General features: G+C 72.7%; 20 protein-coding genes. 11 read left to right on the forward strand and 9 right to left on the reverse strand.

Features of this window, described 5'->3' with window-relative positions; all coding sequences use genetic code 11:
* Positions 1 to 121 precede the first annotated feature (121 nt).
* Positions 122 to 1,387, forward strand: coding sequence for a DUF418 domain-containing protein (locus D458_RS0118010; protein ID WP_017588148.1), 1,266 nt, complete (start codon positions 122 to 124; stop codon positions 1,385 to 1,387).
* A gap of 88 nt (positions 1,388 to 1,475) precedes the next feature.
* Here the strand turns inward: D458_RS0118010 and D458_RS0118015 are convergent, their stop codons facing one another.
* Positions 1,476 to 1,760 (reverse strand): MoaD/ThiS family protein, encoded by a 285-nt coding sequence (locus D458_RS0118015; RefSeq protein WP_017588149.1) that lies wholly within the window; start codon positions 1,758 to 1,760, stop codon positions 1,476 to 1,478.
* Between the two features lies 1 nt (position 1,761).
* Entirely contained in the window at positions 1,762 to 2,865 is a 1,104-nt protein-coding gene (locus tag D458_RS0118020; protein ID WP_017588150.1) for a WD40/YVTN/BNR-like repeat-containing protein, read from the reverse strand.
* A gap of 502 nt (positions 2,866 to 3,367) precedes the next feature.
* On the opposite strand from D458_RS0118020, the gene D458_RS0118025 reads away from it, so the two are divergent.
* The gene (locus D458_RS0118025) at positions 3,368 to 3,961 is read left to right on the forward strand and encodes a TetR/AcrR family transcriptional regulator (RefSeq protein WP_017588151.1); all 594 of its coding nucleotides are present in this window, start codon (positions 3,368 to 3,370) and stop codon (positions 3,959 to 3,961) included.
* 100 nt (positions 3,962 to 4,061) lie between these two features.
* Here D458_RS0118025 and D458_RS0118030 read toward each other — a convergent pair whose 3' ends face one another.
* The gene (locus tag D458_RS0118030; protein WP_017588152.1) at positions 4,062 to 5,399 is read right to left on the reverse strand and encodes an MFS transporter; all 1,338 of its coding nucleotides are present in this window, start codon (positions 5,397 to 5,399) and stop codon (positions 4,062 to 4,064) included.
* A 191-nt stretch (positions 5,400 to 5,590) separates the two neighbouring features.
* On the opposite strand from D458_RS0118030, the gene D458_RS36425 reads away from it, so the two are divergent.
* From D458_RS36425 to D458_RS0118040, 3 genes are all read left to right on the forward strand, one after another.
* Positions 5,591 to 5,680, forward strand: coding sequence for a hypothetical protein (locus tag D458_RS36425; protein WP_239647997.1), 90 nt, complete (start codon positions 5,591 to 5,593; stop codon positions 5,678 to 5,680).
* Entirely contained in the window at positions 5,680 to 6,804 is a 1,125-nt protein-coding gene (locus D458_RS33695; protein ID WP_017588153.1) for an enoyl-CoA hydratase/isomerase family protein, read from the forward strand. The genes D458_RS36425 and D458_RS33695 overlap by 1 nt, the downstream gene beginning before the upstream one ends.
* Positions 6,805 to 7,050: 246 nt before the next feature.
* The gene (locus D458_RS0118040; RefSeq protein ID WP_017588154.1) at positions 7,051 to 7,533 is read left to right on the forward strand and encodes a hypothetical protein; all 483 of its coding nucleotides are present in this window, start codon (positions 7,051 to 7,053) and stop codon (positions 7,531 to 7,533) included.
* A 94-nt stretch (positions 7,534 to 7,627) separates the two neighbouring features.
* On the opposite strand, the gene D458_RS0118045 is transcribed toward D458_RS0118040, so the two are convergent.
* On the reverse strand, positions 7,628 to 8,806 hold the full coding sequence (locus D458_RS0118045) for a beta-1,3-glucanase family protein (protein ID WP_017588155.1): 1,179 nt from the start codon (positions 8,804 to 8,806) through the stop codon (positions 7,628 to 7,630).
* A 140-nt stretch (positions 8,807 to 8,946) separates the two neighbouring features.
* Positions 8,947 to 9,972: a methyltransferase gene (locus tag D458_RS0118050; RefSeq protein WP_017588156.1), complete on the reverse strand. Its 1,026-nt coding sequence runs from the start codon at positions 9,970 to 9,972 to the stop codon at positions 8,947 to 8,949.
* A 338-nt stretch (positions 9,973 to 10,310) separates the two neighbouring features.
* Between D458_RS0118050 and D458_RS33700 the strand changes: the two genes are divergently transcribed.
* Positions 10,311 to 11,219, forward strand: a complete 909-nt coding sequence (locus tag D458_RS33700; protein WP_017588157.1) for a dienelactone hydrolase family protein — start codon at positions 10,311 to 10,313, stop codon at positions 11,217 to 11,219.
* Positions 11,220 to 11,382: 163 nt separating this feature from the next.
* Here D458_RS33700 and D458_RS0118060 read toward each other — a convergent pair whose 3' ends face one another.
* A complete protein-coding gene (locus D458_RS0118060; protein ID WP_017588158.1) occupies positions 11,383 to 12,114 on the reverse strand; it encodes a class I SAM-dependent methyltransferase in 732 nt (243 codons plus the stop codon).
* Between the two features lie 135 nt (positions 12,115 to 12,249).
* On the opposite strand from D458_RS0118060, the gene D458_RS37620 reads away from it, so the two are divergent.
* Positions 12,250 to 12,759, forward strand: a complete 510-nt coding sequence (locus D458_RS37620) for a hypothetical protein (RefSeq protein WP_239647998.1) — start codon at positions 12,250 to 12,252, stop codon at positions 12,757 to 12,759.
* Between the two features lie 194 nt (positions 12,760 to 12,953).
* Positions 12,954 to 13,496: a GNAT family N-acetyltransferase gene (locus D458_RS0118070; protein ID WP_017588160.1), complete on the forward strand. Its 543-nt coding sequence runs from the start codon at positions 12,954 to 12,956 to the stop codon at positions 13,494 to 13,496.
* 83 nt (positions 13,497 to 13,579) lie between these two features.
* On the opposite strand, the gene D458_RS0118075 is transcribed toward D458_RS0118070, so the two are convergent.
* The 3 genes from D458_RS0118075 to D458_RS0118085 all read right to left on the reverse strand — a co-directional run bounded on the left by D458_RS0118075 (position 13,580) and on the right by D458_RS0118085 (position 18,437).
* Complete coding sequence (locus D458_RS0118075) at positions 13,580 to 15,298, reverse strand: protein kinase domain-containing protein (RefSeq protein ID WP_083936355.1); 1,719 nt, start codon at positions 15,296 to 15,298, stop codon at positions 13,580 to 13,582.
* Positions 15,291 to 17,045: a serine/threonine-protein kinase gene (locus D458_RS0118080; RefSeq protein ID WP_017588161.1), complete on the reverse strand. Its 1,755-nt coding sequence runs from the start codon at positions 17,043 to 17,045 to the stop codon at positions 15,291 to 15,293. Before D458_RS0118080 ends, D458_RS0118075 begins: the two co-directional genes overlap by 8 nt.
* Before the next feature lie 234 nt (positions 17,046 to 17,279).
* A complete protein-coding gene (locus D458_RS0118085) occupies positions 17,280 to 18,437 on the reverse strand; it encodes a hypothetical protein (RefSeq protein WP_239647999.1) in 1,158 nt (385 codons plus the stop codon).
* Positions 18,438 to 18,691: 254 nt separating this feature from the next.
* Between D458_RS0118085 and D458_RS0118090 the strand changes: the two genes are divergently transcribed.
* The 3 genes from D458_RS0118090 to D458_RS0118100 all read left to right on the forward strand — a co-directional run bounded on the left by D458_RS0118090 (position 18,692) and on the right by D458_RS0118100 (position 22,086).
* A complete protein-coding gene (locus tag D458_RS0118090; RefSeq protein WP_017588163.1) occupies positions 18,692 to 19,987 on the forward strand; it encodes a helix-turn-helix domain-containing protein in 1,296 nt (431 codons plus the stop codon).
* A gap of 138 nt (positions 19,988 to 20,125) precedes the next feature.
* Entirely contained in the window at positions 20,126 to 21,649 is a 1,524-nt protein-coding gene (exaC, locus tag D458_RS0118095) for an acetaldehyde dehydrogenase ExaC (RefSeq protein WP_017588164.1), read from the forward strand.
* Positions 21,649 to 22,086, forward strand: coding sequence for a DUF779 domain-containing protein (locus D458_RS0118100; RefSeq protein ID WP_017588165.1), 438 nt, complete (start codon positions 21,649 to 21,651; stop codon positions 22,084 to 22,086). The genes exaC and D458_RS0118100 overlap by 1 nt, the downstream gene beginning before the upstream one ends.
* Positions 22,087 to 22,185 lie beyond the last annotated feature (99 nt).

Consider the following 22,185-nt stretch of genomic DNA (forward strand, 5'->3'; position numbering starts at 1 on the left):
CGGGGCGGACGGGGGTCGGCCGAAAGGCTGACCCGGGGCCCGCGGGGGTTCGGCTGTTCGGGCGATGTGCGGGCGGGTCCCGCCGGGAGAGGCTGTTCCGGTATCCATCAGGGAGGACCCCGTGACCACAGCATCCACCTCGGCAGAGGAACCGGTCGAGAGCCCGGACCGCGCTCCGGCCGCAGCAGCGCGGGAGGGCGAGACCGCCCGGGCCCCGGCCCGGCGGGTCGCCTTCCTGGACGCGGCCCGCGCCCTGGCGATGATCGGTGTGGTGGCGATGAACGCGCCCACCGTCGTCTTCGCCGCGGAACGGCTCGGAGAGCGCGAGCAGAGCACCCTGGCCTCGGTCGTGGACACCGGGCTGAGCGTGCTGATGTCCGGCAAGGCCCGTGCGCTGCTCATGCTGCTGCTGGGCGTGGGCGCCGTCCTCGCCTGGCGGGCGGCGGCCCGGCGCGGGGGACGGCCGATGGTGCTCATGCTGCGCCGCTACGTGTTCCTGGGCCTGCTCTTCGGGGCGCCGCACCTGATGGTGTTCCACGGGGACATCCTCACCCACTACTCGCTCACCGCGCTGCTGCTCGCCCCGTTGATGCCGTTCCTGCTGTCCGGCTCGCGGGCCCGGCCGTTCTGGTCCGCGGTGGCCCTGTTCGCCGCGGCGCCGCTCCTCGGGTACGGGGCGGGCGAGCTGCTCCCGGGCGGCGCGGGCGAACTGGTCCGGCTGATCCCGCAGACCCTCGGGTTCTTCTGTGTGGGCGTGTGGCTCGCCCGCAGGCCCGAGCTCTCGCCGGAGCGCGTCGGCGGACCCGCCCGTCTCCCACGGCGGCTGCTGTGGGTGGGACTGGTCGGGCAGGTACTCGGCATGGCCGTCATGCTCGGCGCCGACCTGTTCTTCCCCATGGAGTTCGACGCCCAGGGCGTCCCGGTGCTGGGACCCGACGGCATGGTGGTGGTCCACCCCGGCGCGGACATGCTGATGTCCCTCGGAGGCAGTCTCTCCGGCCTGGGCGGAGGCCTGTTCTTCCTGGGCCTGGTGTGGTGGCTGTTCACTCGTGACCGGACCGCCGCCAGGGCCCTGGGTGCCCTGGTCCCGCTGGGGCGGATGACGCTCACCGTCTACCTGGGCAGCACCGCGGTGTTCCTGTTGACCATGAAGCCGTTCGAAGGGGTGATCCCGATCCTGGCGCAGTACGGGATCGCCGCCGCCTACTTCGTGGTGATGGCCCTCTTCGCCCGCTGGTGGCTGGGCAGCTTCAGGCTCGGCCCCCTGGAATGGGTCTGGCGGAGCCTCACCCACCTGCGTCCCATGCCGATGCGCCGCACCCGGGCGGAGGGCACCCGGACCACCGGGGAGCCCGGGCGTTCGGAGGCCACCGAGCACACCGGGTAGCGCACGGCGGACCTGCGCCGAGGGGTACGGGGGAAGGGTTCGGCCGGTCGGGCCCCGGAGCAGGTGCTCCGGGGCCCGAACCCGTCGTTCAGCCCCCGGCGACCGAGGGGAGCAGGCGGACGTCCGCGCCCTCGCGGACGGGGGCGTCCAGGCCGCCGACGGCGCGGCACTCGTCCTGGTCCACGAACACGTTCACGTACCGGCGCAGCTCGCCCCGTTCGTCCCGGATCCGGCGGTCCAGGCCGGGGTGGCGGGAGGCCAGCTCGTCCAGCACCACGCGCAGTGCGGCACCGTCGCCGACCTCCACCGGGACGTGGGTGGCACCGTCGGCGTCGGCCCGCAGCACGCTGGTCAGGTGCACGGTCACACGCATCTCACACCTCCGCGGCCCGGACGCACAGCACGTCGGGCAGGTGCGCGGCCACCTGGTGCCAGCTCTCGCCGTCGTCGGTGGCCGCGTAGACGTCCCCGGAGCGGGTCCCGAAGTAGAAGCCGGGGACCTGCGCGCCGTCGGTGCAGGCCGCGTCGCGCAGCACGATCCCGAAGTACGCCTCCTCCGGCAGCCCCTGGTTGACCGCCCGCCACGACTTCCCGCCGTCGTCGGTGCGGTAGGCACTCAGCCTGTTCCCCGGCGGGAAGTGCACCTCCTGGCTGACCACGGGGAAGTTCAGTGCGGACTCGGGCCGGTGCGGATGGGCGACCATCGCGAAGCCGAAGTCGGTGGGCAGCCCTTCCTCGATCCGGCTCCACCCGTCTGCGGCCGGGTCGGCGCTGCGGTAGACCCCGTGGTGGTTCTGGGCGTAGAAGGACCCGTCCGGGGCGGCGGCGACCTTGTGCACGCACTGGCCGTACTCCGGCTCCTCGTCGGGCAGGAACCCCGCGGAGATGCCCCGGTTCGCCGGTACCCAACTGGCCCCGTCGTCCTCGGTCTGGTAGACACCTCCGGTGGACATGGCCACGGTGACGGCCTCGGGCGAGCGCCGACCCGAGCCGAGCGTCCCCGGCAGGACGGTGTGGATCGCGGCCCCTCCGGCTCCGGGGAACCACTCGGTCCGGTGCGGATGGTCCCACAGCGCGCGGACGAGTTCGAAGCTCGTGCCGCCGTCGGAGGACCGGAACAGGGCGTGCGGCTCCACCCCGGCGAACACGGTGTCCGGGTCGGCGCCGAAGGCGAACTGCCAGGCGCGGGTGAGCGAGGCGCCGGTGTCCTCGGGGAAGGCGATGGGCGGGGCCCCGGGCTCGGACCAGGTGCTGCCGAGGTCGTCGCTGTGCCAGACGCTCGGACCGAAGTGCCAGCTCTCCGTTCCGGCGAGCAGGCGCTTGGTGTGCGGGTTGATCCCGACGGTGTAGACAGGACTCATTCCCGCGTCGTTGGCCTCGTCGAGACGGTGCGGACCGGTCACCTCCCACTCGCGCCGATCCTCGCTGCGGGCCGTGAACAGGCCCTTGCGTGTGCCGATGACCAGGAGATATGCCATGAGGAACCCCAGAGTGTGAGCTGAGTCTCCACTCTGGCACAGGGGTGCGACATTCGTGGGAAGACGTGTCGGGCGGCCCGGGAAGGCGGCCCGGTGCGGCGGTCCGGTGTTCGGCGGGCCGGTGTGCGGAGGGGTTCCGGACGTCTCGGTTTGTTAATAGTTAGGAACCCGAAAGATTGACTGCGGGTGGCTAATTCGTGCCGTTCGGAAATGGTGGCCCCGTGGGTGGGATAACTTTCGTGAGGAGGGAACCCTTTCCGGGCAAGGGTTCAGCGGTGAGTGGAAGGCGGTTGTCAGTACCAGATCTCTTTGCAATAAACTCCCGGGCCAACCGGTGTTTGCCCCGAGGGCCACCCAGGCCTCGGGTTGCCGGTCACCACCAGTCATCCAGCCCGGACGACTTCCCGCTCCCTCGGTCTCCCGGTCCGTTTCGGGACCACCGTCCCAATCGCCGGTCCCGCGTACCAAGGAGAACCGAGTTCCCACTCGATAGGGTCGCCTCATGCACCACCCCCCGGACACGCTCCACGCTCGCAAACGTCGTAAGGCGAGGGCCACGATCGTGTCAGCAGCCTTCCAACTCTTCGCCGAACACGGATTCGACAACGTCACGGTCGCGGCCATCGCGGAACGCGCCGAGGTCGGCCGCACCACCTTCTTCCGGTACTTCGGCGACAAACAACAGGTGCTGTTCGCCGACGACAGCGCCGAGGTGGACCGCATGTGCGCCTACGTGCGGGAGAAGGCGGACCGCCCGCTGGGCAACGACCTCGGGGCGGCGCTCGCCCTGCTCCGTGAGGCCGGCGTCGCCACCAGGCCCTACGCCTCCCTGTCCCCGGCCCACTCGACGGTGCTGGTCAGACTCCTGAGAGAGAGCGTCGACCTCCGGTCCCGCTACCTGCTCACCCGGCAGCAACGGGCGCTCCGCCTGGCCGGGGCCCTGACCGAGGCGGGAGCGGCGGAGAACGTCGCCCTCCTCGCCGCCCACGCCGCGATGGCCTGCGAACTCACCGCCATGCGGCTCGCCGACAGCCCGGAGGCCTTCCCGGCACGCATGGACGAGGCCCACGGGATGCTCCGCTCCCTCGGGAACTGAACGGGTCGGGGCGTGACCCTCCTGCCCCGACCCGTTCTCCTCGGACACCCCCGCCCGGGTCCCCCGTCCCGGACCACGAGGGGGAGACCCCGGCAGGGGCTCAGACGTCGTGCTCGCGCACCAGACCGGCGAACCTGCGTCCGAAGCACACCACCACCGCCAGACTGACCGCGCTCACCAGTGCGTAGGGGGCACGGAGAGCGTCGCTCTGGCCCAGAGCGGACGTCAGAGACGACACCAGCACACCGCCGGCCGCCATGCCCACGGCACTCATGCCCCAGCTGACCGTGCGCATGGCGGCATTCACCCGGCCCAGGACATGGTCCGGGGTGACGCGCTGCCGAACCGACGTCATCGCGACCCCGTAACCCATGACGAGACCGCCGGAGAGGAAGTACGCCGCGGCCACCACCGGAGTGGACGGGAACAGCGCCACCACCGCGTACAGCAGGCCGCTCCCGGCCAGACAGACCACGGGCAGGGTCCCGTGCGGCAGGACGGAGCGCAGCCGGGAGACCAGCTGCCCGCCGACCACCGAGCCGACCGCGGCGAAGGCCATCAGCAGTCCGAACCCGGCCGAGTCCAGCCCCAGGGTGTCCCGGACGAACAGGACCTGGGTGGAGAGCAGGGTCGCGTAGGCGGTGTTCACGAACACCGCGACGACCGCCACCGCGCGCAGCAACGGCTGGCTCCACAGCGCCCTCACCCCCTCGACCACGTCCTCCCACACCCCGCGCAGCCCGCGCAGCCCGCGCAGCCCGCGCGGCACGCTCGGAGGGGAACCGGAGCCGGGCTCGGATGCGCTGTCCCGGGCCGGTCCGGGGCCGCTGTCCCGCGCTGGTGCCGTGGCGCGCACTCGCAGCAGGGCCGCCACCGACACCAGCAGCGCGGCGATGTTCAACAGGAACGGCACGAACAGGCCCAGGGCCAGGGCGAAACCGCCCAGCGGACGCCCGGCGAACTCCTGCGCCACGACGGCCCCGGAGCGGATGTGCCCGTTGGCGCGCTCCAGAGCCCTCCTGGGAACCAGAGCGGGCACCGTGGTCTCGGCGGCGGTGTCGTAGCAGACCTCCAGGGCGCCGAAGCAGAAGGCGAAGGCCGCCAACAGGGGGACCGAGGCCCAGCCGGAGAACACCAGCAGGGCCAGCAGCGCCCACAACAGCACCCTCAGGGCGTTGGCGGAGACCATCAGCGTGAAGCGGGGGACCCGGTCCGCCAGCACCCCCGCGGGCAGCGCCAGGAGGAGCCAGGGCAGCCGCCCCGCCGTGGCCACGGCGGCCACCAGGGCCGCGTTGTCAGGTGCGAGTGAGGACGCCAGCCAGGGCACGGCGATCATCGCCACACCGTCGCTGAGGTTCGATGCCAGGGACGCGGACCAGAAGGCCCAGAACCGTCCCCCGAGCGGCGCCGTCGACGCCCGGGTCGTGGAGTCGGACAAGGGGGATCACCGACCTTCCGCGCACCGGTGCCTCGAGTCGGTCCCGAGCGGGGAACCGGAACACGGTGACAGGCTAGGGGTCGGCCCCGAAGGACGCGTCGAGAGTCCGGACGGGGCGATCTGAAGCCCGAGCGGGCCCTCCGGTTCCACGGGGGCACGGCCACCTCGCCGAGTACGGCACTGAGAAGATCGTGCGCGACCTGCGGGTGCACCGAATCCTGGAAGGAACCGACGAGACCATGAGCCCCATCACCGCTCGACGACTCACCGGGGCCGCCTGATGGCCGGCGAAGAGACCCTCGCGGGCGGAAGCGCCCCGGACGCCACGGTGCTGCTGAGGGTGGAGGGCGCACTGGCCCGCGCCACGCTCAACCGGCCGCGCGCCATCAACGCCCTGGACCACGACATGGTCCGCGCGCTCGCGACCGCCCTCACCGCCTGGGAGAAGGACGAACGGGTGGCCGTGGTGCTGCTCGACGGCGCGGGGGAGCGCGGCCTGTGCGCGGGCGGCGACATCCGGGCGATCCGGTCCAGCGCCGTGAACGGTGACCGGCGGGCCGCCGACTTCTGGCGGGACGAGTACCACCTCAACGCCCAGATCGCCCGCTACCCCAAGCCCTACGTCGCCTTCATGGACGGTGTGGTCATGGGCGGGGGCGTGGGCCTGTCGGCGCACGGAGCCGTGCGGGTGGTCACCGAGCGCTCCGAGGTGGGCATGCCGGAGACCACCATCGGGTTCGTGCCCGACGTCGGCGGGACCTACCTGCTGTCGCGGGCGCCCGGCGAGACCGGCACCCACCTGGCGCTCACCGGCTCCCCGGTCGGCGCCGCGGACGCGGTGTACACCGGCATGGCCGACCACTACGTGCCCGCCGAACGCCTGCCCGACCTGGTCTCCGCGCTCTCGGAGGCGGGCACGGAGGCCGACGTCGCCGAGGCGGTGGGCCGCTTCGCGGAGATCGCCCCGGCCGGGTCCCTGGGGTCCCAGCGGCAGTGGATCGATTCCTGCTACTCCGCCGACACCGCCGAGGAGATCGTGGCGCGGCTGCGGGGGCACGGTGCCCCCGAGGCGGCGAAGGCGGCCGACACCATCGAGGCCAAGTCACCGACCGCGGTGAAGACCACTCTGGCGGCGCTGCGCCGGGCGCGCGGCCTGGCCACCCTGGAGGAGGTCCTGGAACAGGAGTACCGGGTCTCCACGGCCGCGCTGAACTGGCCCGACCTGGCGGAGGGCATCCGGGCGCAGGTGATCGACAAGGACCGCGACCCGAAGTGGGCTCCGGCCGTGCTGTCGGAGGTCGGCGACGCCGACGTCGCCCGTGCCTTCGAACCCGCCCCCGGCGGCCCGGTCGGCCTCGCCGAGCCCGCCGGGCCCGGCGGGACCGGGAGCGGAGGCAGTCGGTGACCGCGATCGCGGCGCCCGCTCCGGAGTGAGTCCGGGGCGGGCTCAGCGGGGCGTGCGCCCCGTGCGGTGCGGGCCCGGGCGTCCTGCGGTGACGGGGCCCGGGCCCTTCCCCGGCCGATACCGGCCCTGCCCCGGGGGTGATGGGTGTCGGGACCGGTCTGTATCCTCCGACTCCGGCACGGACAGACCCGAGTTTCGGGTCTGCTGACCGGCAGTCCCACCGCCCTGTGACGAGGAAGTTCCCCCATGAGTACGAGCCCCGTGCCCCGTGCGCTCACCGTTGTCCGCACGCTGATCTACATCAGAGTCGTCTTCGCGCTCATCATCCACACGCTGGCGCTCATCGGGTTCGCTGTGATGACGGACGCCCAGGTCTACGAGGAGATGGAGATGAGCAGGGCGGCGTCGATCGCCTTCATGCTCGTGCTGCTCGCTCTGACCCTCTTCGAGTTCTACGTCGCGGCGACCCTGCGCCGGGGCGGCAGAGCCCGGCAGTGGTGCGTGCGCGTACTGGCCGGGATCTGGCTGCTGACTGCCCTGTTCGGCCTGCTGGCGGGCGATCCGAGCCTTCCCGACGCCGCGATCGCCGTCGTGGTCCTGGCGTTCCACGAGAGCCGGTCCGCCCGGACCTGGTACCGGTCCGGGGCAGCGGCTGAGGCAGTCGCGGGTGAGGCTCCCGGTTCCGAGGTTCCGGAGGTCCCGGAGGCTTCCCGGGCTCCGAGGCCCTGACCCCGGTTCACAGGCGCGCCCCGGGCACCCCCGCTCCCATCAGGCTTGGGGTGTCCGGGGCGCGCGTCCGTGGTCGGCCCTTCCCAGCGGGTTCCTAGAAGGGCGTCAGGGTGATCTCCAGGCCCGAGGGGCCGTGGTCCTGGACGTAGGACGCGAAGTCCTCGACGTCGTCGAAGGCGAACCCGTACGCCTTGCCGTCCTCGGTGTACTCGTGGAAGACCCCGGCGTAGCGGTTGGCGATGTCGGCCAGGTAGAACCCGGCCGGGTCGTCGGTGGGCTGGGCGGCGTGGTCCAGCAGGGTGGCGCGGTTGAGCGCCGCGCCGACGATCGCCGCGACGGGGCCGGTGATGCCGTCGTTGGGTGCGTCCAGGGCACCGTCGCAGAAGAACACGTCACGGGTGCTGGGCCGGGGGATGGGGGCGACCCCGCCGTCGAACAGCAGCTCGCCGCCCTGCACCCGGCCGGTGAAGGTCCCGGCGTTGGTGGTGACGCTCAGGTCGGTGCCCGCGTAGTGCGACCACACCTGGTCCACGTACGGGTCGAAGTAGTCGGTGGGGAAGATCCCGGAGTCGAGCCCGTGGCCCGGGGCGACGATCCGGTGGTTGCCGAAGACCAGCGAGGAGAAGTCCGGGTCGGCGGCGAGCGTCTCGAAGATCGCGTCGCGTCCGCCGGGCAGGAGGAAGCCGGTGCTCTGGTCGTCGTCCCCTGTCAGCCGGATGCCGATCGGCACGCTGAACTGGTCCACCATCGAGGTGTTGCAGAACATGCCGTCCTCGTTGTGGGTGAACTCCACCGAGTCGTGCAGGACGTCGAACCCGTGGTCGTTCTCGACCCAGCCCGCCGGGAGCTGGAGTGCGGGGTTGCCGTTGCCGTCCTCGACGATCCGGATGCCGAGCTTGCCGCCGAGGGCGAAGTAGATCCGGCCGGACATGTACGGGAGCGTCATGTCGGAGGGGAGGGCGTCCAGCGGGATCGAGTAGTCGGTGTACCCGTCATCGGTGTTGTCGTCCACGCTGACCTGGTGCGGCGTCCCGTTCGAGTCGACCCAGCAGTGGACGTTGTCCACGAGGTCGGTGCCGACGATGTACACGAGGACCTCGTCGTCCCCGTAGGCGCCGCTGTTGTTGGTCACGCTGACCGGGAGCGCTCCCAAATTGGCCGCGCCCGAGGCGGGGGTGATGTTCTGGGGGCCGGGAGCGCAACCGGCTGCGCCCAGCAGGGGGACTCCGACGGCGAGCGAGGCGCCGCCCAGGAAGAGCCTGCGGTTGATCATGCTGAGAACTCCTCAGTAGCGGGTGTGAAGAGGTGCGCCCCATGGAGCCAGTTGTGAGCGTCCGCGTCAACAGGGGGAGCGGGGTGGATTCGGGTGTTGATCGCGTTACCCGTGGTGACAGAAGTGCCATGTGACTCAAGTCACCTTGGGTGGCCGACGGTGAACTCCAGGAGCTCGATTCCGTGCGATTCGTGGTTCCCGGCGAGACTCAGTCCCGCTTCCGCCGCCAGGGCCGCGATCTCCTCGGCGCTCCGCTCCCGGCCGTTGAAGTACGCGAGCATCCGCACGTCGAGTTCGAACACCGCCGGCCCGCCGTCGTACTCGGCGACCAGGACGACCCCGGCGGGTCCGGCCGCCTCGGCGCAGCGGCGCAGGATCGCCCGGGCCGAGTCGTCGTCCCAGTCGTGCAGGACCCAGGACAGCAGGTAGGCCTCCCCGCCCTCGGGCAGGGGGTCGAAGAAACTGCCCTCGACGGCGTCGGCGCGGTCCGACAGGGCGGCCCTGCGGAAGGTCTCGCGTGCGGCCGCCGCCGGTCCGGCCAGGTCCACCACGGTTCCGCGCGGATGCGAGAACCGCTCCAACAGGGTGCGCAGCAGGGTGCCGTCCCCGCCGCCCACGTCCACCAGGTGCTCCAGCGCCTGCCACTCGTACATCCCGGACAGGGTCCGCGCCTGCGCCGCCATGCGCGCCCCCATGATCTCGTCGAAGGAGGCGGACAGGGCCGGGTCCGCGGACAGGTCCTCCCAGAACGACGTCCCCTCGAAGTGCAGCCCGTAGGCGGACTCCCCGGTGCGCAGCGCCTCGGTCAGCTCGGACAGGCACAGGTCGGCCCGTCCGTGAGCGCTGTCGGCCGCGAACCAGTGCAGCCGCGAGTAGGGGTGGTCCGAGCGCAGCGCGGCACCGGTGTCGGTGAGCGCGAACCGTTCGCCGTCCCAGGTGAACAGGCCCTCGGCCACCAGGTGACGCAGGACCCGGGCCAGGGAGTCGGGGTGCGCGCCGACGGCCTCGCCCAGTTCCGGGGCGGTGCGCGGGCCCTCCGCCAGGCGGTCGGCGACCCGTAGCGTCGCCACCGCCCGGATCGCCATCGGCGTGACCAGACTGGCCTTGGCCCAGAGCTGCGACGAGGCCGCTCTCGCTTTCTCGATGTCCCGTTGTTCCCTGCTCATCGAGCGCACTCCACTCCTCTGGTCGCCGTGGCCGCCTCCGGGGAGATTACCCGGACGGGAGGGATTCAAAGGGAGGAACACGGGACCCTCAGGGCTCTTCGGGCGCAGCGGCGTCCGGTTCCGGCCGGGTGTCCGGGCCGTTCCGAGAGAACCCACAGGTGAGAGGCGCCGGGTGCTCCCAGCGTCCTCCCCGGGTGTTTTCGGAGGGCGGTGAGGGATGTTCCGGGCACATCGCCCCACTCCGGCGGATCCCTTCCCCCGATCCCCTTCCCGACAGCGGCAGGGTGTCTAGAGTCGGTGGGAACACTGGCGCGGGGGCGGACGAGCGGGAGAGAGCCATGCCGGAGATCGATCTCAGCGACCTCACCCGGGGCGGTGACGGTTCACCGAACCTGCGCGCCTACCTGGCCCTGCCCGAGGGCGAAGGACCCTGGCCCGGGGTGGTGGTGGCCCACGAGGCCTTCGGGGTCGACGAGCAGATGCGCCTGCACGCCGACAGGATGGCGCGGGCCGGGTATCTCACGGTCGTCCCCGACCTCTACAGCGACGGCGGGATGCTGCGCTGTGTCCGAGGGGTCATGCGCGCCCTCGGCGCCGGACACGGACGGGCCTTCACCGACCTGCTCGCCGGACGCGAGTGGCTGCGCGCCCGGGGCGACTGCACGGGGAAGGTCGGGGTCATCGGATTCTGCCTCGGCGGCGGCTTCGCCATCGCCGCGGCCCCCGACTTCGACGCCTCCGCGCCCAACTACGGTTTCCTGCCCCGGGACCTCCAGGCGGTCGCGGCCCGTTCCTGCCCCGTGGTCGCCAGCTACGGAGCCAAGGACCGGCAGCTGAGAGGGGCCGCCAACGAGCTGCGGGGCGCCCTCTACGAAGCGCAGGTGCCCAACGACGTCAAGGAGTACCCGCACGCCGGGCACTCCTTCCTCAACGAGGCCCCCAACGGACCGAAACCGCTGCGCGTGGTGATGCGCGCCATGGGAACCGGCCCGCACCCGGAGTCCGCCGCCGACGCCTGGCAGCGGATCGAGGCCTTCTTCGCCGAGCACCTGGGCGAGGACGGAGGACCCGGAGGCCGTGCGGCCGCCGGCGGCGACCGGGCCGGTGGCAAGGGGCCGGTCGGTGAGATCCGCACCGCCGGTGACAGGGGGCCCGGCATGCAGGGATCCGGGACGCAGGGACCCGGCACGCAGGGATCCGGGACGCAGGGTGCCGGTGCGAAGGACGAGGGTCTCCCCGACCTCTGATCCTCCCGGTGCCGCGGGAGCGGCCCCCCGTGCCGGAAGCCGGACGCTGACCCGCAACCGGCCGGTGCGGATCCGTGGCCGTCCGCCGGGGTACCGCCCGCCTCGGAGCTGTTCGCGGGCCGCCGGGAGCCGCACGGGCCGCGCTCTCCGGGGTGGTGGACGACTACTCGCGTCGCCCGTCCCCGTCCCTGACCTCGTCCCCGCCTCCGTCCCCGTGCGCCGGCAGGCGCATCAGCAGGCGGCCGTGGCGGAAGGGCCGTTCCCCCTCGACGGGCTCGCGCAGCGTCCGGCCGAGCTCCACGAACCCGGCCTCTCCGGCCAGCTCCGCCAGCCGGTCGATCGGCCACCGGTAGGCCGTCACCACCTTGTGGTCGAACTCCGTGACCGGGTCGCCCGACGACTCGAAGAAGGCGAGCAGCAGGTGGCCGCCGGGCGCGAGGACCCGGCGGAACTCGGCGAGGTACGCGGGCAGGTCCTCCGGCGGGGCGTGGATGACCGAGTACCAGGCCACGACCGCGTTCACCTCGTCCTCGGCCAGGTCCAGGGCGTCCATGGAGCCGACCTCGAACCGCAGGTCCGGGTAGGTCTCGCGGGCGATGCCGACCATCACCGGCGACAGGTCGACGCCGAAGGCGTCCAGCCCCAGGTCCCTCAGGTGCGCGGTGATCCGGCCGGGCCCGCAGCCCAGCTCGACGACCGGACCGGCGTCGGCGCCCCGCACGTACTCGGCGAACGCGGCGAGCAGCGCGCGGTCCAGCGGATGGGCGTCCAGTTCGTTCCTGGCGAGCTCGGTGTAGAGGGCCGCCACGGAGTCGTAGGCGTCCGCCGTCGCGCTGAGGCGCGAAGCGACCGGAGAGGGCGGGGAGGGCGGGGATGTCGGGAAGGGTTCGTTCACGGGCCGGGACAGTAGGCCCCTCGGCGCGCGCCCGCAAGCGGCCCTCCGACACGGACACGCGAGCCCGCCGACCCGGACCGGGAAATCCCCTGACCGGACCGGAACCCCCGGTCCGGTCCCGGCATCTCCTCCCGTATGAACCCCACGCCCGCACCACCGAAGCCCATGGGCTGTGTCAGCCAGGTCTTCGTCTGGACGATGATCACCCTCCTGTCGGTGTTCACCATCGCCGTCGGCCTGTTCTTCGTCACCGACGGCCTCTCCGGTCGCGACACCCTGGCCACCGGTCCGGCGGGCACGTTCACCGCCGAGGACAAGACGTGCGGTAGGGGCGGCTGTGCCCTGAAGGGGGTGTTCACCAGTGATGACGGAACGATCATCCGCCATGGCGTGGACCTGAGGGACGCGGTGCGCGTCCGTTCCGGCGCCCCCCTTCCGCCCCCGATCGAGGCGGTGCGTCTGGACACCGGAGCTGACAGGCCGACCGCGTACACGGCTGATTACTCGTGGCAGTGGGCGGTGGTGAAGGGGGTCGGGTTCGCCGTCCTGGGGCCGGTGTCCTCGATCGCTCTGGCCGTGGGTACGAGGCGCCACCAGGCCAGAGCGTTCGCTGCCCACGGTCACGGCCACGGTCACGGCCACTGAGCCGGGCCCACGGTCACGGCCACTGAGCCGGACAGACGGACCGCGGGACCACCACGGCGTCCGCTCGGACCCGTCCCGAAGGGCCGGCCAGGCCGGACCGGCCGCTGAGGAGCTGCGCGACCCTCTCCGGACAGACCGGACAATGCGGGTTAATTCTCTTGTGTCCGGGCGGACCCGGGCTGTAGAAAGCTTGAATGCTCAGAGGCAGCAAGGTCGGGCTCAGGGCCCGACACGAGGAAGACGTCCCGGTCCTTCAGGCCGATCTCTACGACGACCCGGTGGTCCACTCACGGGCCCAGGGCAGTCCCTGGCGGCCGATGACGCCCGGTTCGCAGAGTTCCCCGGTCCAGGTGGACGACACCGCACAGGGGCACGTCGCGTTCTCCGTGGTGGACCTGGAAAGTGACGCACTGGTCGGAACGGCGACCTTCTGGGGGATCGACAACCACAGCCGGTCCGCGCACATCGGCCTGGGGATGCTGTCCACCGCCCGTGGCAAGGGCTACGGAACCGACACCGTCGCGGTGCTGTGCCACTACGGCTTCGTCCTGCGCGGCCTCCACCGGATCCAGATCGAGACGCTCGCGGACAACACGGCGATGCTGCTCGCCGCCGAACGCAACGGGTTCGTGCGCGAGGGCGTCATGCGCTCCTCGGCCTGGGTCCTGGGCGAGTTCCTGGACGAGGTCGTACTCGGTCTCCTCGCCGACGAGTGGAAGCCGTCCCCGGAAGGGTGAGGCCCCGCCGCGTTCGAGCGGTTCCCTGAAGACGCGGCCGGCCTCCGGCGCGACCCGCGGGGACGACCGGAAACAGGCCCTGTTCAGGGGCAGGTCCCGTACTCCACGGAGGCGGTCCCGGCCGGTGCGTCGTAGCACTGGCTGACCGGCGGGATCCCGGAGACCCCCGGGGCGAAGTCGGGGTCGCCGAAGGTGAGCGGGCCGTGCCCGGGCGCGTTCGGGAAGGTGAGCACCAGTTCGTCACCGATGGCGACCGGACCGGGTTCCTCCTCCGGACGGATCGGACCCTCGGAGGTGGGGACCGTGAACAGCTCGGCGACCGGGGTGTCGTGGCCTTCGACCAGGTTCTCGACGAGCACGGTGAAGCGCACCCCCTCGGGAACCTCCGCCACGGAGCTCACGGACAGGTGGAAGAGCGTCTGGTGGGAGTCGGGCGTGGCCTGGAAGGTGGGCATGCCGTTCGACGAGGTGATCACCTCGGCCAGCCATTCGGCGTTGGTGTCGAAAGGGGTCGGCTCCGGCATCACCCAGTCCTCGCCGGACTCCGCGGCGCCTCCTTCGCCGGTTCCACCTCCTTCCTCCGCGCCCTCCCCGGTGCTCTCCGCCGCGGTCCCCTCTCCGGATCCTTCTCCGGTTCCCTCGCCGGTCCCGTCGGCCGGGTCGCTGCCGGGGGAGAGAGCCCGGGCTGCCAGGACCCCTCCGCCCACCGCGCCCAGCAGCAGGACGGCGGCGCCCACGATCACGAGGGCCTTGGGCGTCCGGTTCGGCGGGACAGGCGGACGCGGGGCCCGGACCCCGCGCCACTCCCGGTCCAGCAGGGCACCCACCGCGCTCGGCAACACGGCCTCGTCCAGAGGAACGGCCTGTTCCCGCCCGAGGGTGACCAGGGCGTGGGCGGCCCGGGCCGCCGTGGGGCGTCGCCGGGGGTCGGGATCGAGCGCGGCGGCCACCAGGGGCAGCAGCGGTTCGGGCACACCGGTCAGGTCCGGCGGTCGGCTGAGCACCCGGTGGGCGAGCGAGTCCGTGGAACCCGAGCCGAAGGGCGCGCGGCCGGTGGCGGCGTAGGCCACCAGGGCGCCCCAGGCGAACAGGTCGGCTGACGGTGCCGCCGAGGCCCCGCGCAGCACTTCGGGGGCGATCCAGCCGGGGGTGCCGACGAGGCCGCCGGTGCGGGTCAGCGCGGTCTCGTCGACGGCCCGGGCGATGCCGAAGTCCAGGACCTTGGGGCCGTCGGGGGCGAGCACGACGTTGCCGGGTTTGAGGTCGCGGTGCACGATTCCGGCCGTGTGCACGGCGTGCAGTGCCTCGGCGACTCCGGCGGCCAGCCCGAGGAGGAGGTTCGGGGACAGGGGACCGTGCTGCTTGACGTGCGCGGACAGGGTCAGGCCGGGCACGAACTCGGTCGCCAGCCACGGACCGTCGGCGTCCTGGCCGGAACCGAGGAACTCGGGGACCGACCGGCTGCGGACCCGGCCGAGGAGGCGGATCTCGCGGGTGAACCGGGCGTGGAAGTCCGGGTCCTCGGTGAGCTCCTCGCGGATGACCTTGATCGCCGTGTAGCCGTCGCGGGCGCGCCTGCCGGGGCGCAGCCCCGCGTACACCGTGCCCATGCCGCCCGTGCCGACCCTGCCGACGACGCGGAACCCGCCGAGCGTCTCGGGATCGTCCGGACGCAGGGGGGAGAAACCGGTGCCGGTTCCCGGGGCCGATCCTGGGCGTGAGCCCGAGCCGGACGGTGCCGACCCCGGGCCGGCGGTCCCCGGGCCACCGGGGCGGGGAAGGTCGTCGCGGTGCTCACTCACTCGGGGGCTCCTCCGGACAGGGCACGAACTCCTCGTCGGTCATGTCGACCGGCGGGTACGGGTGCCAGTTCATGTAACAGGCGTAGACACCGCGGACGGCGGCGTCGTCCCCGCCGCGGGCCGTGGGTGCGGGCAGGTAGGCGAGCAGCCCGCTCTCGGGCGCGTCCGGGAAGTGCGCCTCGAACTCGGCGCCGGGTGATTCCGGAGTCACCGTGGCCAGGACCTCGTCCGGGTCGGCGGTGTGGGCGGGCCGGCCGTCGGCGGTGGGGTCGTCGGGGAGCGGGTCCAGCCCCTCACCGACCTCCAGGAGGGTGAAGTCGCCCGAGCGCAGCGTGAACTCGCCGCTGTCCGCCACGTACTCGACCTCGCCGGACACCGTGGTCCCGCTCCGGGCCGCGGTGTCGGAACGGACGGTCGTCACGCGGACGGTCGCCACGGCGTACTCGGAGCGCCCGACCCCCTCCGGCAGGGCGGGGCCGACCCCGTCGAACCCCGGAGTGATCCCGAGCTCTCCGGAGTCGTCCGCGTGCACGGTGAACAGGCCGTTCCCGGAGACCTCGACCGCGAGTGCGCCGCCGGTGCCCGTGTTCGCTCCCTCTCCCGACCCCTCGCCGCCACCCCCGGTGCCCTCCGTACCCCCGTCTCCTTGGGCGCCCCCGGCGTCCGGGCCGTCGCCCGCGCCGAACCGGTCGCCCACGAACCAGCCGCCCCCGGCCACCAGCAGTACGGCTGCGGCCGCCGTCGCGACCGACGTCCAGGGCCGCTTCCGTGGTCGTCGTCCGGCCGGTGGAAGCGGGGTGACGGTTCGGGGCGAGGTGATCGCGGTGGGCGGCGGCGCCTCCCAGCCGTCCCGGAGCACCCGGGTGACCAGGGCGGTCGCCTCCTCCGCCGCGCAGGCGCCACCGATCAGGGTGAGTTCCGAGCCGAGCAGCTCGGAGAGCACCTGCTCCACGGTCGGCCGCCGTGCGGGATCGCCGCCGGTGGCGGCGGCGACCAGCGGCATCAGGTCCTCGGGCACCCCGTCCAGGTCGGGCCGACCGTCCAGTACCCGCACCGCCACGGTCTCGGCGGAACCGGTCCCGAACGGGCTCCTCCCGGTGGCGGCGAAGGCGACCAGCGCGCCCCAGGCGAAGAGGTCGGCTTCCGGGCCGGGCGGCCCGCCGCGCAGGAGTTCGGGGGCCACCCAGCCGGGGGTGCCGAACAGCCCGCCGGTACGGGTGATGGCGGTTTCGGCGAGGGCCCGGGCGATGCCGAAGTCCAGGACCTTGGGGCCGTCCGCGGCGAGCACCACGTTGCCGGGTTTGAGGTCGCGGTGCACGATCCCGGCCGCGTGGATCGCCCGCAGCGCCTCGGCCGCCCCGACGGCGAAGGCGCGCAGGCCGGTCCCGGTCAGCGGGCCGTGTTCGCGCACGTGCTGGCGCAGGGTGGGCCCGGCGACGTACTCGGTGGCCAGCCAGGGTCGGCCGGTGTCGGTGTCGCTCGCCAGGAAGCGGGGCACGCAGGGGCTGGAGACCCGGCGGACGAGGTCGGCCTCGCGGTGGAAGCGGGCCCGGAAGTCGGGGTCCGCCGCGAGGTCGCCGTGAACGAGCTTGATCGCCACGAGGTCGCCGGAGCGGTCCCGGGCGGCGTAGACGGCACCCATGCCGCCCGCGCCGAGCCGGCCCACGGTCCGGTATCCGCCGACGGATTCGGGGTCGCGGGGCCGCAGGGGCTGGAAGGCCTGGGCCGGTGGTTCAGGAGAGGTCACGTACGCTCCCGAGGAGCTGGTGGCTGGTACACGGGGGCGGGCGCGCCCTGAGCTTAGCCACTATGACCCGGTTCGGACCGTTCCGGTTCTGATCAGGTTCCTGATCCGGAGCTTCCTGCTCCGTGTGTCCCCCGCCGGGCCGGGCCCTCTCCGGCAAGGAGAGGAGAAGAGGTGCCGCCCCTCCCGCTGAGGAGGGCGGCACCGCGGTGTGTCGGTGAACCAGCGTGCTCGGGGTCAGCGCGGGGGAGCGCTCGGGGCGGTCGGGTAGTGATGGGGAAGGTTCTGCGCCTGCCTGGCGGCCAGGTCCCGGTAGGCCCGGGCCCGGTACTCGCTGAGCAGCCGCCCCCTGTGGTTGCCGCGCCTGATCCCGACCGTGACCAGGAGGACCACCGACAGGAAGAACCCCAGCACGGTCGAGAGCATCATCGTCCCGAACCCGAGGAACATGGACCGGTCGTACTCGACGGCGACGGAGGTGTCCGCGACCGCGTACTCCAGCGAGGCGGGCCCCGTGCACTCCAGTTCGTACTCGCCGGGGGCTCCGAGCGCGAGGGACTCGACCAGCCGCCACTCCTCGTGGCTGTAGCCGACCACCTTCTCGGTGAGCCGGGGGTATCCGGGGCCGGACAGGTCGCAGTGGAAGAGCTCCCCCTCGTCGGGTTCGGCGGTCGAGTACAGGCCCAGCGAGTCCACCTGGTCCTCGGTCACCTCGAATTCGAGGGTGCCGCTGCCGCGGAGCGTCTGGGAGGCGAAGTCGGGGGATGCGTCGGAGGCACTGACAGCGATCACACCGAAGACAGTCGCGCCCACCGCGAAAGCGGTCGGCCAGGCGAGGGCGCCGACCACCAGCCACCGGCGTCTGGGACGCACGTCCTTCGAGGGGATCTCGATCGGGGGGAGGGGCGGGGCGTAGCCGGGGCCGCCCGTGAAGGCCGGACGCCCGGGGTAGGCCGGGACAGCGCCGGCCCCGTGTGCGCGCTGAGCCCGCTCCACGCGCTGCCGGGACAGCCGGCTGGTCCGCATGACGAGCACGGTCACGCAGATGACCAGCGAGACCACGAAGGTCAGCATCGGGGTCAGGATGCCGCCGACGATCAGGGCGGGGGAGGCCTCGGGGTTGTCGCTGAGCAGCAGGATGCTGATCAGCAGGTTCACCGGGAAGACCGCGCCGCCCACCCAGTACCAGAACCGGGCGGGCCGCACGTCCGGGAGGGGCTCCTCGGAGTCCGCGCGGGCTGCGGGCGGGGGCTGCGGCGGAAGGTACTGCGGGGGCGGCGGGGGAGGAGCGCCCTGCGGTGTCTTCGGCAGTTGGAAGTCAGCCGGCGGCGAAGCGGACGGCGCAGGGGGACTCTGGGGCTCACCGGACGGTGAGCCCTCCTCGGAAGTCGGCATACGGGATCCTACGGATGCTCAGGGAAGGGTGGGTACGCAGTGTTGCAGAACCCGGGGGCGGCCGGGGGACGGGTGCCGGGGCCGTGGGCTCCGTTCCCGGAGGGCGCGTTGGGGCATATAGGGGTTGTGGCTGGGGCAACTCGTCAGTAGTTCTGGCCGGACCCCTTGTCAAGGCCCCGGTGCGCGGATTGACTCGGTGCCCCGGGGCGGGCGCTCGCCCCGGATCTCAGCCGTCGCGACGAAGGGACGCACCGATGTCCAGGGCATGGAACGCGTGGTCATGGGACACCGACCCCGACGCCCTGCGCCGGGACGTGGCCGTGGCACACGAACGCTTCACCGGGTCCGGCCGGCTCAGCGGCAGGGTCCGGCCGGTGGTCGGCGAGTCCTGGCGGCGCAGCGCCATGCACGGGGTGGACCCCGACCGCACCCTGCCCCGGCTCGAACTCACCGGCCCGGACCTGCGCGCCCAACGCAGCGCCCACCCGCTCGCCGTGGCCATGCCCCTGCTCCGCCGCCTCCTCCTGGACACCGCGCCCGGACCGCAGATCGTGGCCGTCGGCGACGCCTCCGGGCGCCTGCTGTGGGTGGAGGGCGATCACCAGCTGCGCAGCAGCGCCGAGGCCATGCACTTCGTCGAGGGCGCCAACTGGCACGAGCGCTCGGCCGGAACCAGCGCCCCCGGGATCGCCCTCGCCCTCGACCACGAGGTGCAGGTCTTCGCCAGCGAACACTTCAGCCGGGGCGTCCAGCGCTGGAGCTGTTCGGCGGCGCCGCTGCACGACCCCGACACCGGGGCGCTCATCGGTGTCCTCGACCTCACCGGTGAGGACCACCTGGCCTCACCGCAGGCCCTGGCCCTGGTCCGGGCGGCCGCCACCGCCGCGGAGATGGAGATCCGGGCCCAGCGCATCAGCGGTCTGCTGCCGGCGCCCAGGACGGCCGCGGACCGGGCCGAGCCCACTGCGCCCGCCCCGGGCCCGGCCCGGCTGCGCGTCCTCGGCCGCGACCAGGGGCTGCTCGAACTGGACGGGGTGCCGGTCGAGCTCAGCGGCCGCCACTCCGAGATCCTCCTGCTGCTGGCCCGCCACCCGCGCGGCCTCACCGGCGAGGCCCTCGGCGCCCTGCTGCACGAACGCGACGCCTCCCCGGTCACCGTCCGCGCCGAGATGTCCCGGCTGCGCCGCCTGGTGGGTCCGGGGCTGCTCGCCTCCCGCCCCTACCGGCTGCGCCGCCCGCTGGACACCGACCTCGACGAGGTGCGCCGCCACCTGGCCGAGGGCTGTTACCGCCAGGCCGTCAGCGTCTACGAGGGGCCGGTGCTGCCCCGCTCCGAGGCGCCGGGGGTGGCCGAGGCCAGGGACGAACTCCAGGCGGAGGTGTGCGAGGTGCTCGCCGCCAAGGCCGACCCCCAGGTGCTCCTGAGCTGGTCGGAGCATCCCGAGTGGCGTGAGGACCCCCGGGTCCTGGCCGCCGCCCTGCGCTCCGTCGACCCGGACTCACCCCGCCACGCCGGCCTGCGCGGCCGTCTCCGCCGGCTCGGCCGCTGAACCGGTCCCGCCGCCGGACCGCCACGGCTGCAACGTGGTCGCAACCTCGGTGTAACTAGCGTCACACTCCACTGCTCCTCGTGGCGCCGGGCAGGCGTCCCGGCGCACCGCGCAGCAAACAGAAGGAGGACGAGCACCATGGCGATCTACGCTCCCCCCGGTGAGTCCGGAAGCGTCGTCGACTACGCGCCGCGCTACGAGAACTGGATCGGCGGCGAATGGGTCGAACCGGTCAAGGGGCGCTACTTCGAGAACCCCACCCCGGTCACCGGCCGGACCTTCACCGAGGTCGCCCGGAGCGGGTCCGAGGACGTCGAGCTCGCCCTCGACGCCGCGCACGGGGCCGCCCCCGCCTGGGGCCGCACCTCCGCCTCCGAGCGGGCCGTGGTCCTCAACAGGATCGCGGACCGCATGGAGGAGAACCTCGAGAAGCTCGCGGTCGCCGAGTCCTGGGAGAACGGCAAGCCGGTCCGCGAGTGCCTGGCCGCCGACATCCCCCTGGCCATCGACCACTTCCGCTACTTCGCCGGGGCCATCCGCGCCCAGGAGGGCCACAGCTCCCAGATCGACGGCGACACCGTCGCCTACCACTTCCAGGAGCCGCTGGGCGTGGTCGGCCAGATCATCCCGTGGAACTTCCCGATCCTCATGGCGGTCTGGAAGCTCGCCCCGGCCCTGGCCGCGGGCAACGCGGTGGTCCTCAAGCCCGCCGAGCAGACCCCCACGTCGATCCTGGTGCTCGCCGACCTGATCGCCGACCTGCTCCCGCCCGGCGTGGTCAACATCGTCAACGGGTTCGGGGTCGAGGCGGGCAAGCCGCTGGCCTCCAGCTCGCGGGTGCGCAAGATCGCCTTCACCGGTGAGACCACCACCGGCCGCCTGATCATGCAGTACGCCTCCGAGAACCTCATCCCGGTGACCCTGGAGCTGGGCGGCAAGAGCCCGAACATCTTCTTCGAGGACGTCGCCGCCGAGCGCGACTCCTTCTACGACAAGGCGCTCGAGGGCTTCACGATGTTCGCCCTCAACCAGGGCGAGGTGTGCACGTGCCCCTCGCGCGCCCTGGTGCAGAGCTCGGTCTACGAGAGCTTCATGAGCGACGCCGTCGCCCGGGTCGGCCGCATCACCCAGGGCAACCCCCTGGACACCGACACCATGCTCGGCGCCCAGGCCAGCAACGACCAGCTGGAGAAGATCCTGTCCTACATCGACATCGGCCGTAAGGAGGGCGCCAAGGTGCTCACCGGCGGCGGCCGGGCCGAGATGGAGGGGGACCTCGCCGGCGGCTACTACGTCTCCCCGACCGTGTTCGAGGGCCGGAACACCATGCGGATCTTCCAGGAGGAGATCTTCGGCCCCGTGGTGTCGGTGGCCCGCTTCGACGACTACGCCGACGCGATCAAGACCGCCAACGACACCCTGTACGGGCTCGGCGCGGGCGTGTGGGCGCGCAACGGCAACACCGCCTACCGGGCCGGCCGCGACATCCAGGCCGGGCGCGTGTGGGTGAACAACTACCACGCCTACCCCGCGCACGCCGCCTTCGGCGGGTACAAGCAGTCCGGGATCGGGCGCGAGAACCACAAGATGATGCTCGACCACTACCAGCAGACCAAGAACCTGCTGGTCAGCTACTCGGAGCAGGCCCAAGGGTTCTTCTGATGGACACCTCCCGCGACACCACCGGCAGCGCCGCGCGGAGCGGCGGGGAGACGGCGGAGCGGGTCACCCTCACCGAGGAGGCGGCGGCCCTGCTCCGGGAGCTGTACGCCGACCACGGCCCGCTGATGTTCCACCAGTCCGGCGGCTGCTGCGACGGCAGCTCACCGATGTGCTATCCGCTGGGCGAGTTCCGTACCGGGGACTCCGACGTGCACCTGGGCGACCTGGACGCGGGCCTGCCCGAACCGGTGCCGGTGTGGATGTCGCGGTCCCAGTTCGCACTGTGGAGCCACACGCACCTGACCATCGACGTCGTCCCCGGACGGGGTTCGGGTTTCTCCGTGGAGGCCCCGACCGGGAACCGGTTCCTGATCAGGTCGCGGCTGATGAGCGACGAGGAGGCGGAGAGGGCGGACGGCGCCGAAGGCGTCCGTTGAGGGTGGCCGGGGGCGACGGGCGGGCGTTCGGAACGGACCATCGCAGGAGGGGAGAGCCGGGGGCCGGTCGGGTCGAGGGGACCGACCGGCCCCCGGCCG

Source organism: Nocardiopsis ganjiahuensis DSM 45031 (assembly GCF_000341085.1).
Taxonomy (GTDB): domain Bacteria; phylum Actinomycetota; class Actinomycetes; order Streptosporangiales; family Streptosporangiaceae; genus Nocardiopsis; species Nocardiopsis ganjiahuensis.

Excerpts from the sequence above, each read along its gene's own strand:
- D458_RS0118050 (WP_017588156.1), bottom strand. The coding sequence starts at position 9,972 with ATGAGCAGGGAACAACGGGACATCGAGAAAGCGAGAGCGGCCTCGTCG.
- D458_RS33695 (WP_017588153.1), top strand. The coding sequence starts at position 5,680 with ATGGCCGGCGAAGAGACCCTCGCGGGCGGAAGCGCCCCGGACGCCACG.
- D458_RS0118085 (WP_239647999.1), bottom strand. The coding sequence starts at position 18,437 with ATGCCGACTTCCGAGGAGGGCTCACCGTCCGGTGAGCCCCAGAGTCCC.
- D458_RS33700 (WP_017588157.1), top strand. The coding sequence starts at position 10,311 with ATGCCGGAGATCGATCTCAGCGACCTCACCCGGGGCGGTGACGGTTCA.
- D458_RS0118070 (WP_017588160.1), top strand. The coding sequence starts at position 12,954 with ATGCTCAGAGGCAGCAAGGTCGGGCTCAGGGCCCGACACGAGGAAGAC.
- D458_RS0118040 (WP_017588154.1), top strand. The coding sequence starts at position 7,051 with ATGAGTACGAGCCCCGTGCCCCGTGCGCTCACCGTTGTCCGCACGCTG.
- D458_RS0118025 (WP_017588151.1), top strand. The coding sequence starts at position 3,368 with ATGCACCACCCCCCGGACACGCTCCACGCTCGCAAACGTCGTAAGGCG.
- D458_RS0118090 (WP_017588163.1), top strand. The coding sequence starts at position 18,692 with ATGTCCAGGGCATGGAACGCGTGGTCATGGGACACCGACCCCGACGCC.
- D458_RS0118100 (WP_017588165.1), top strand. The coding sequence starts at position 21,649 with ATGGACACCTCCCGCGACACCACCGGCAGCGCCGCGCGGAGCGGCGGG.
- D458_RS0118015 (WP_017588149.1), bottom strand. The coding sequence starts at position 1,760 with ATGCGTGTGACCGTGCACCTGACCAGCGTGCTGCGGGCCGACGCCGAC.
- D458_RS0118045 (WP_017588155.1), bottom strand. The coding sequence starts at position 8,806 with ATGATCAACCGCAGGCTCTTCCTGGGCGGCGCCTCGCTCGCCGTCGGA.
- D458_RS0118020 (WP_017588150.1), bottom strand. The coding sequence starts at position 2,865 with ATGGCATATCTCCTGGTCATCGGCACACGCAAGGGCCTGTTCACGGCC.
- D458_RS37620 (WP_239647998.1), top strand. The coding sequence starts at position 12,250 with ATGAACCCCACGCCCGCACCACCGAAGCCCATGGGCTGTGTCAGCCAG.
- exaC (WP_017588164.1), top strand. The coding sequence starts at position 20,126 with ATGGCGATCTACGCTCCCCCCGGTGAGTCCGGAAGCGTCGTCGACTAC.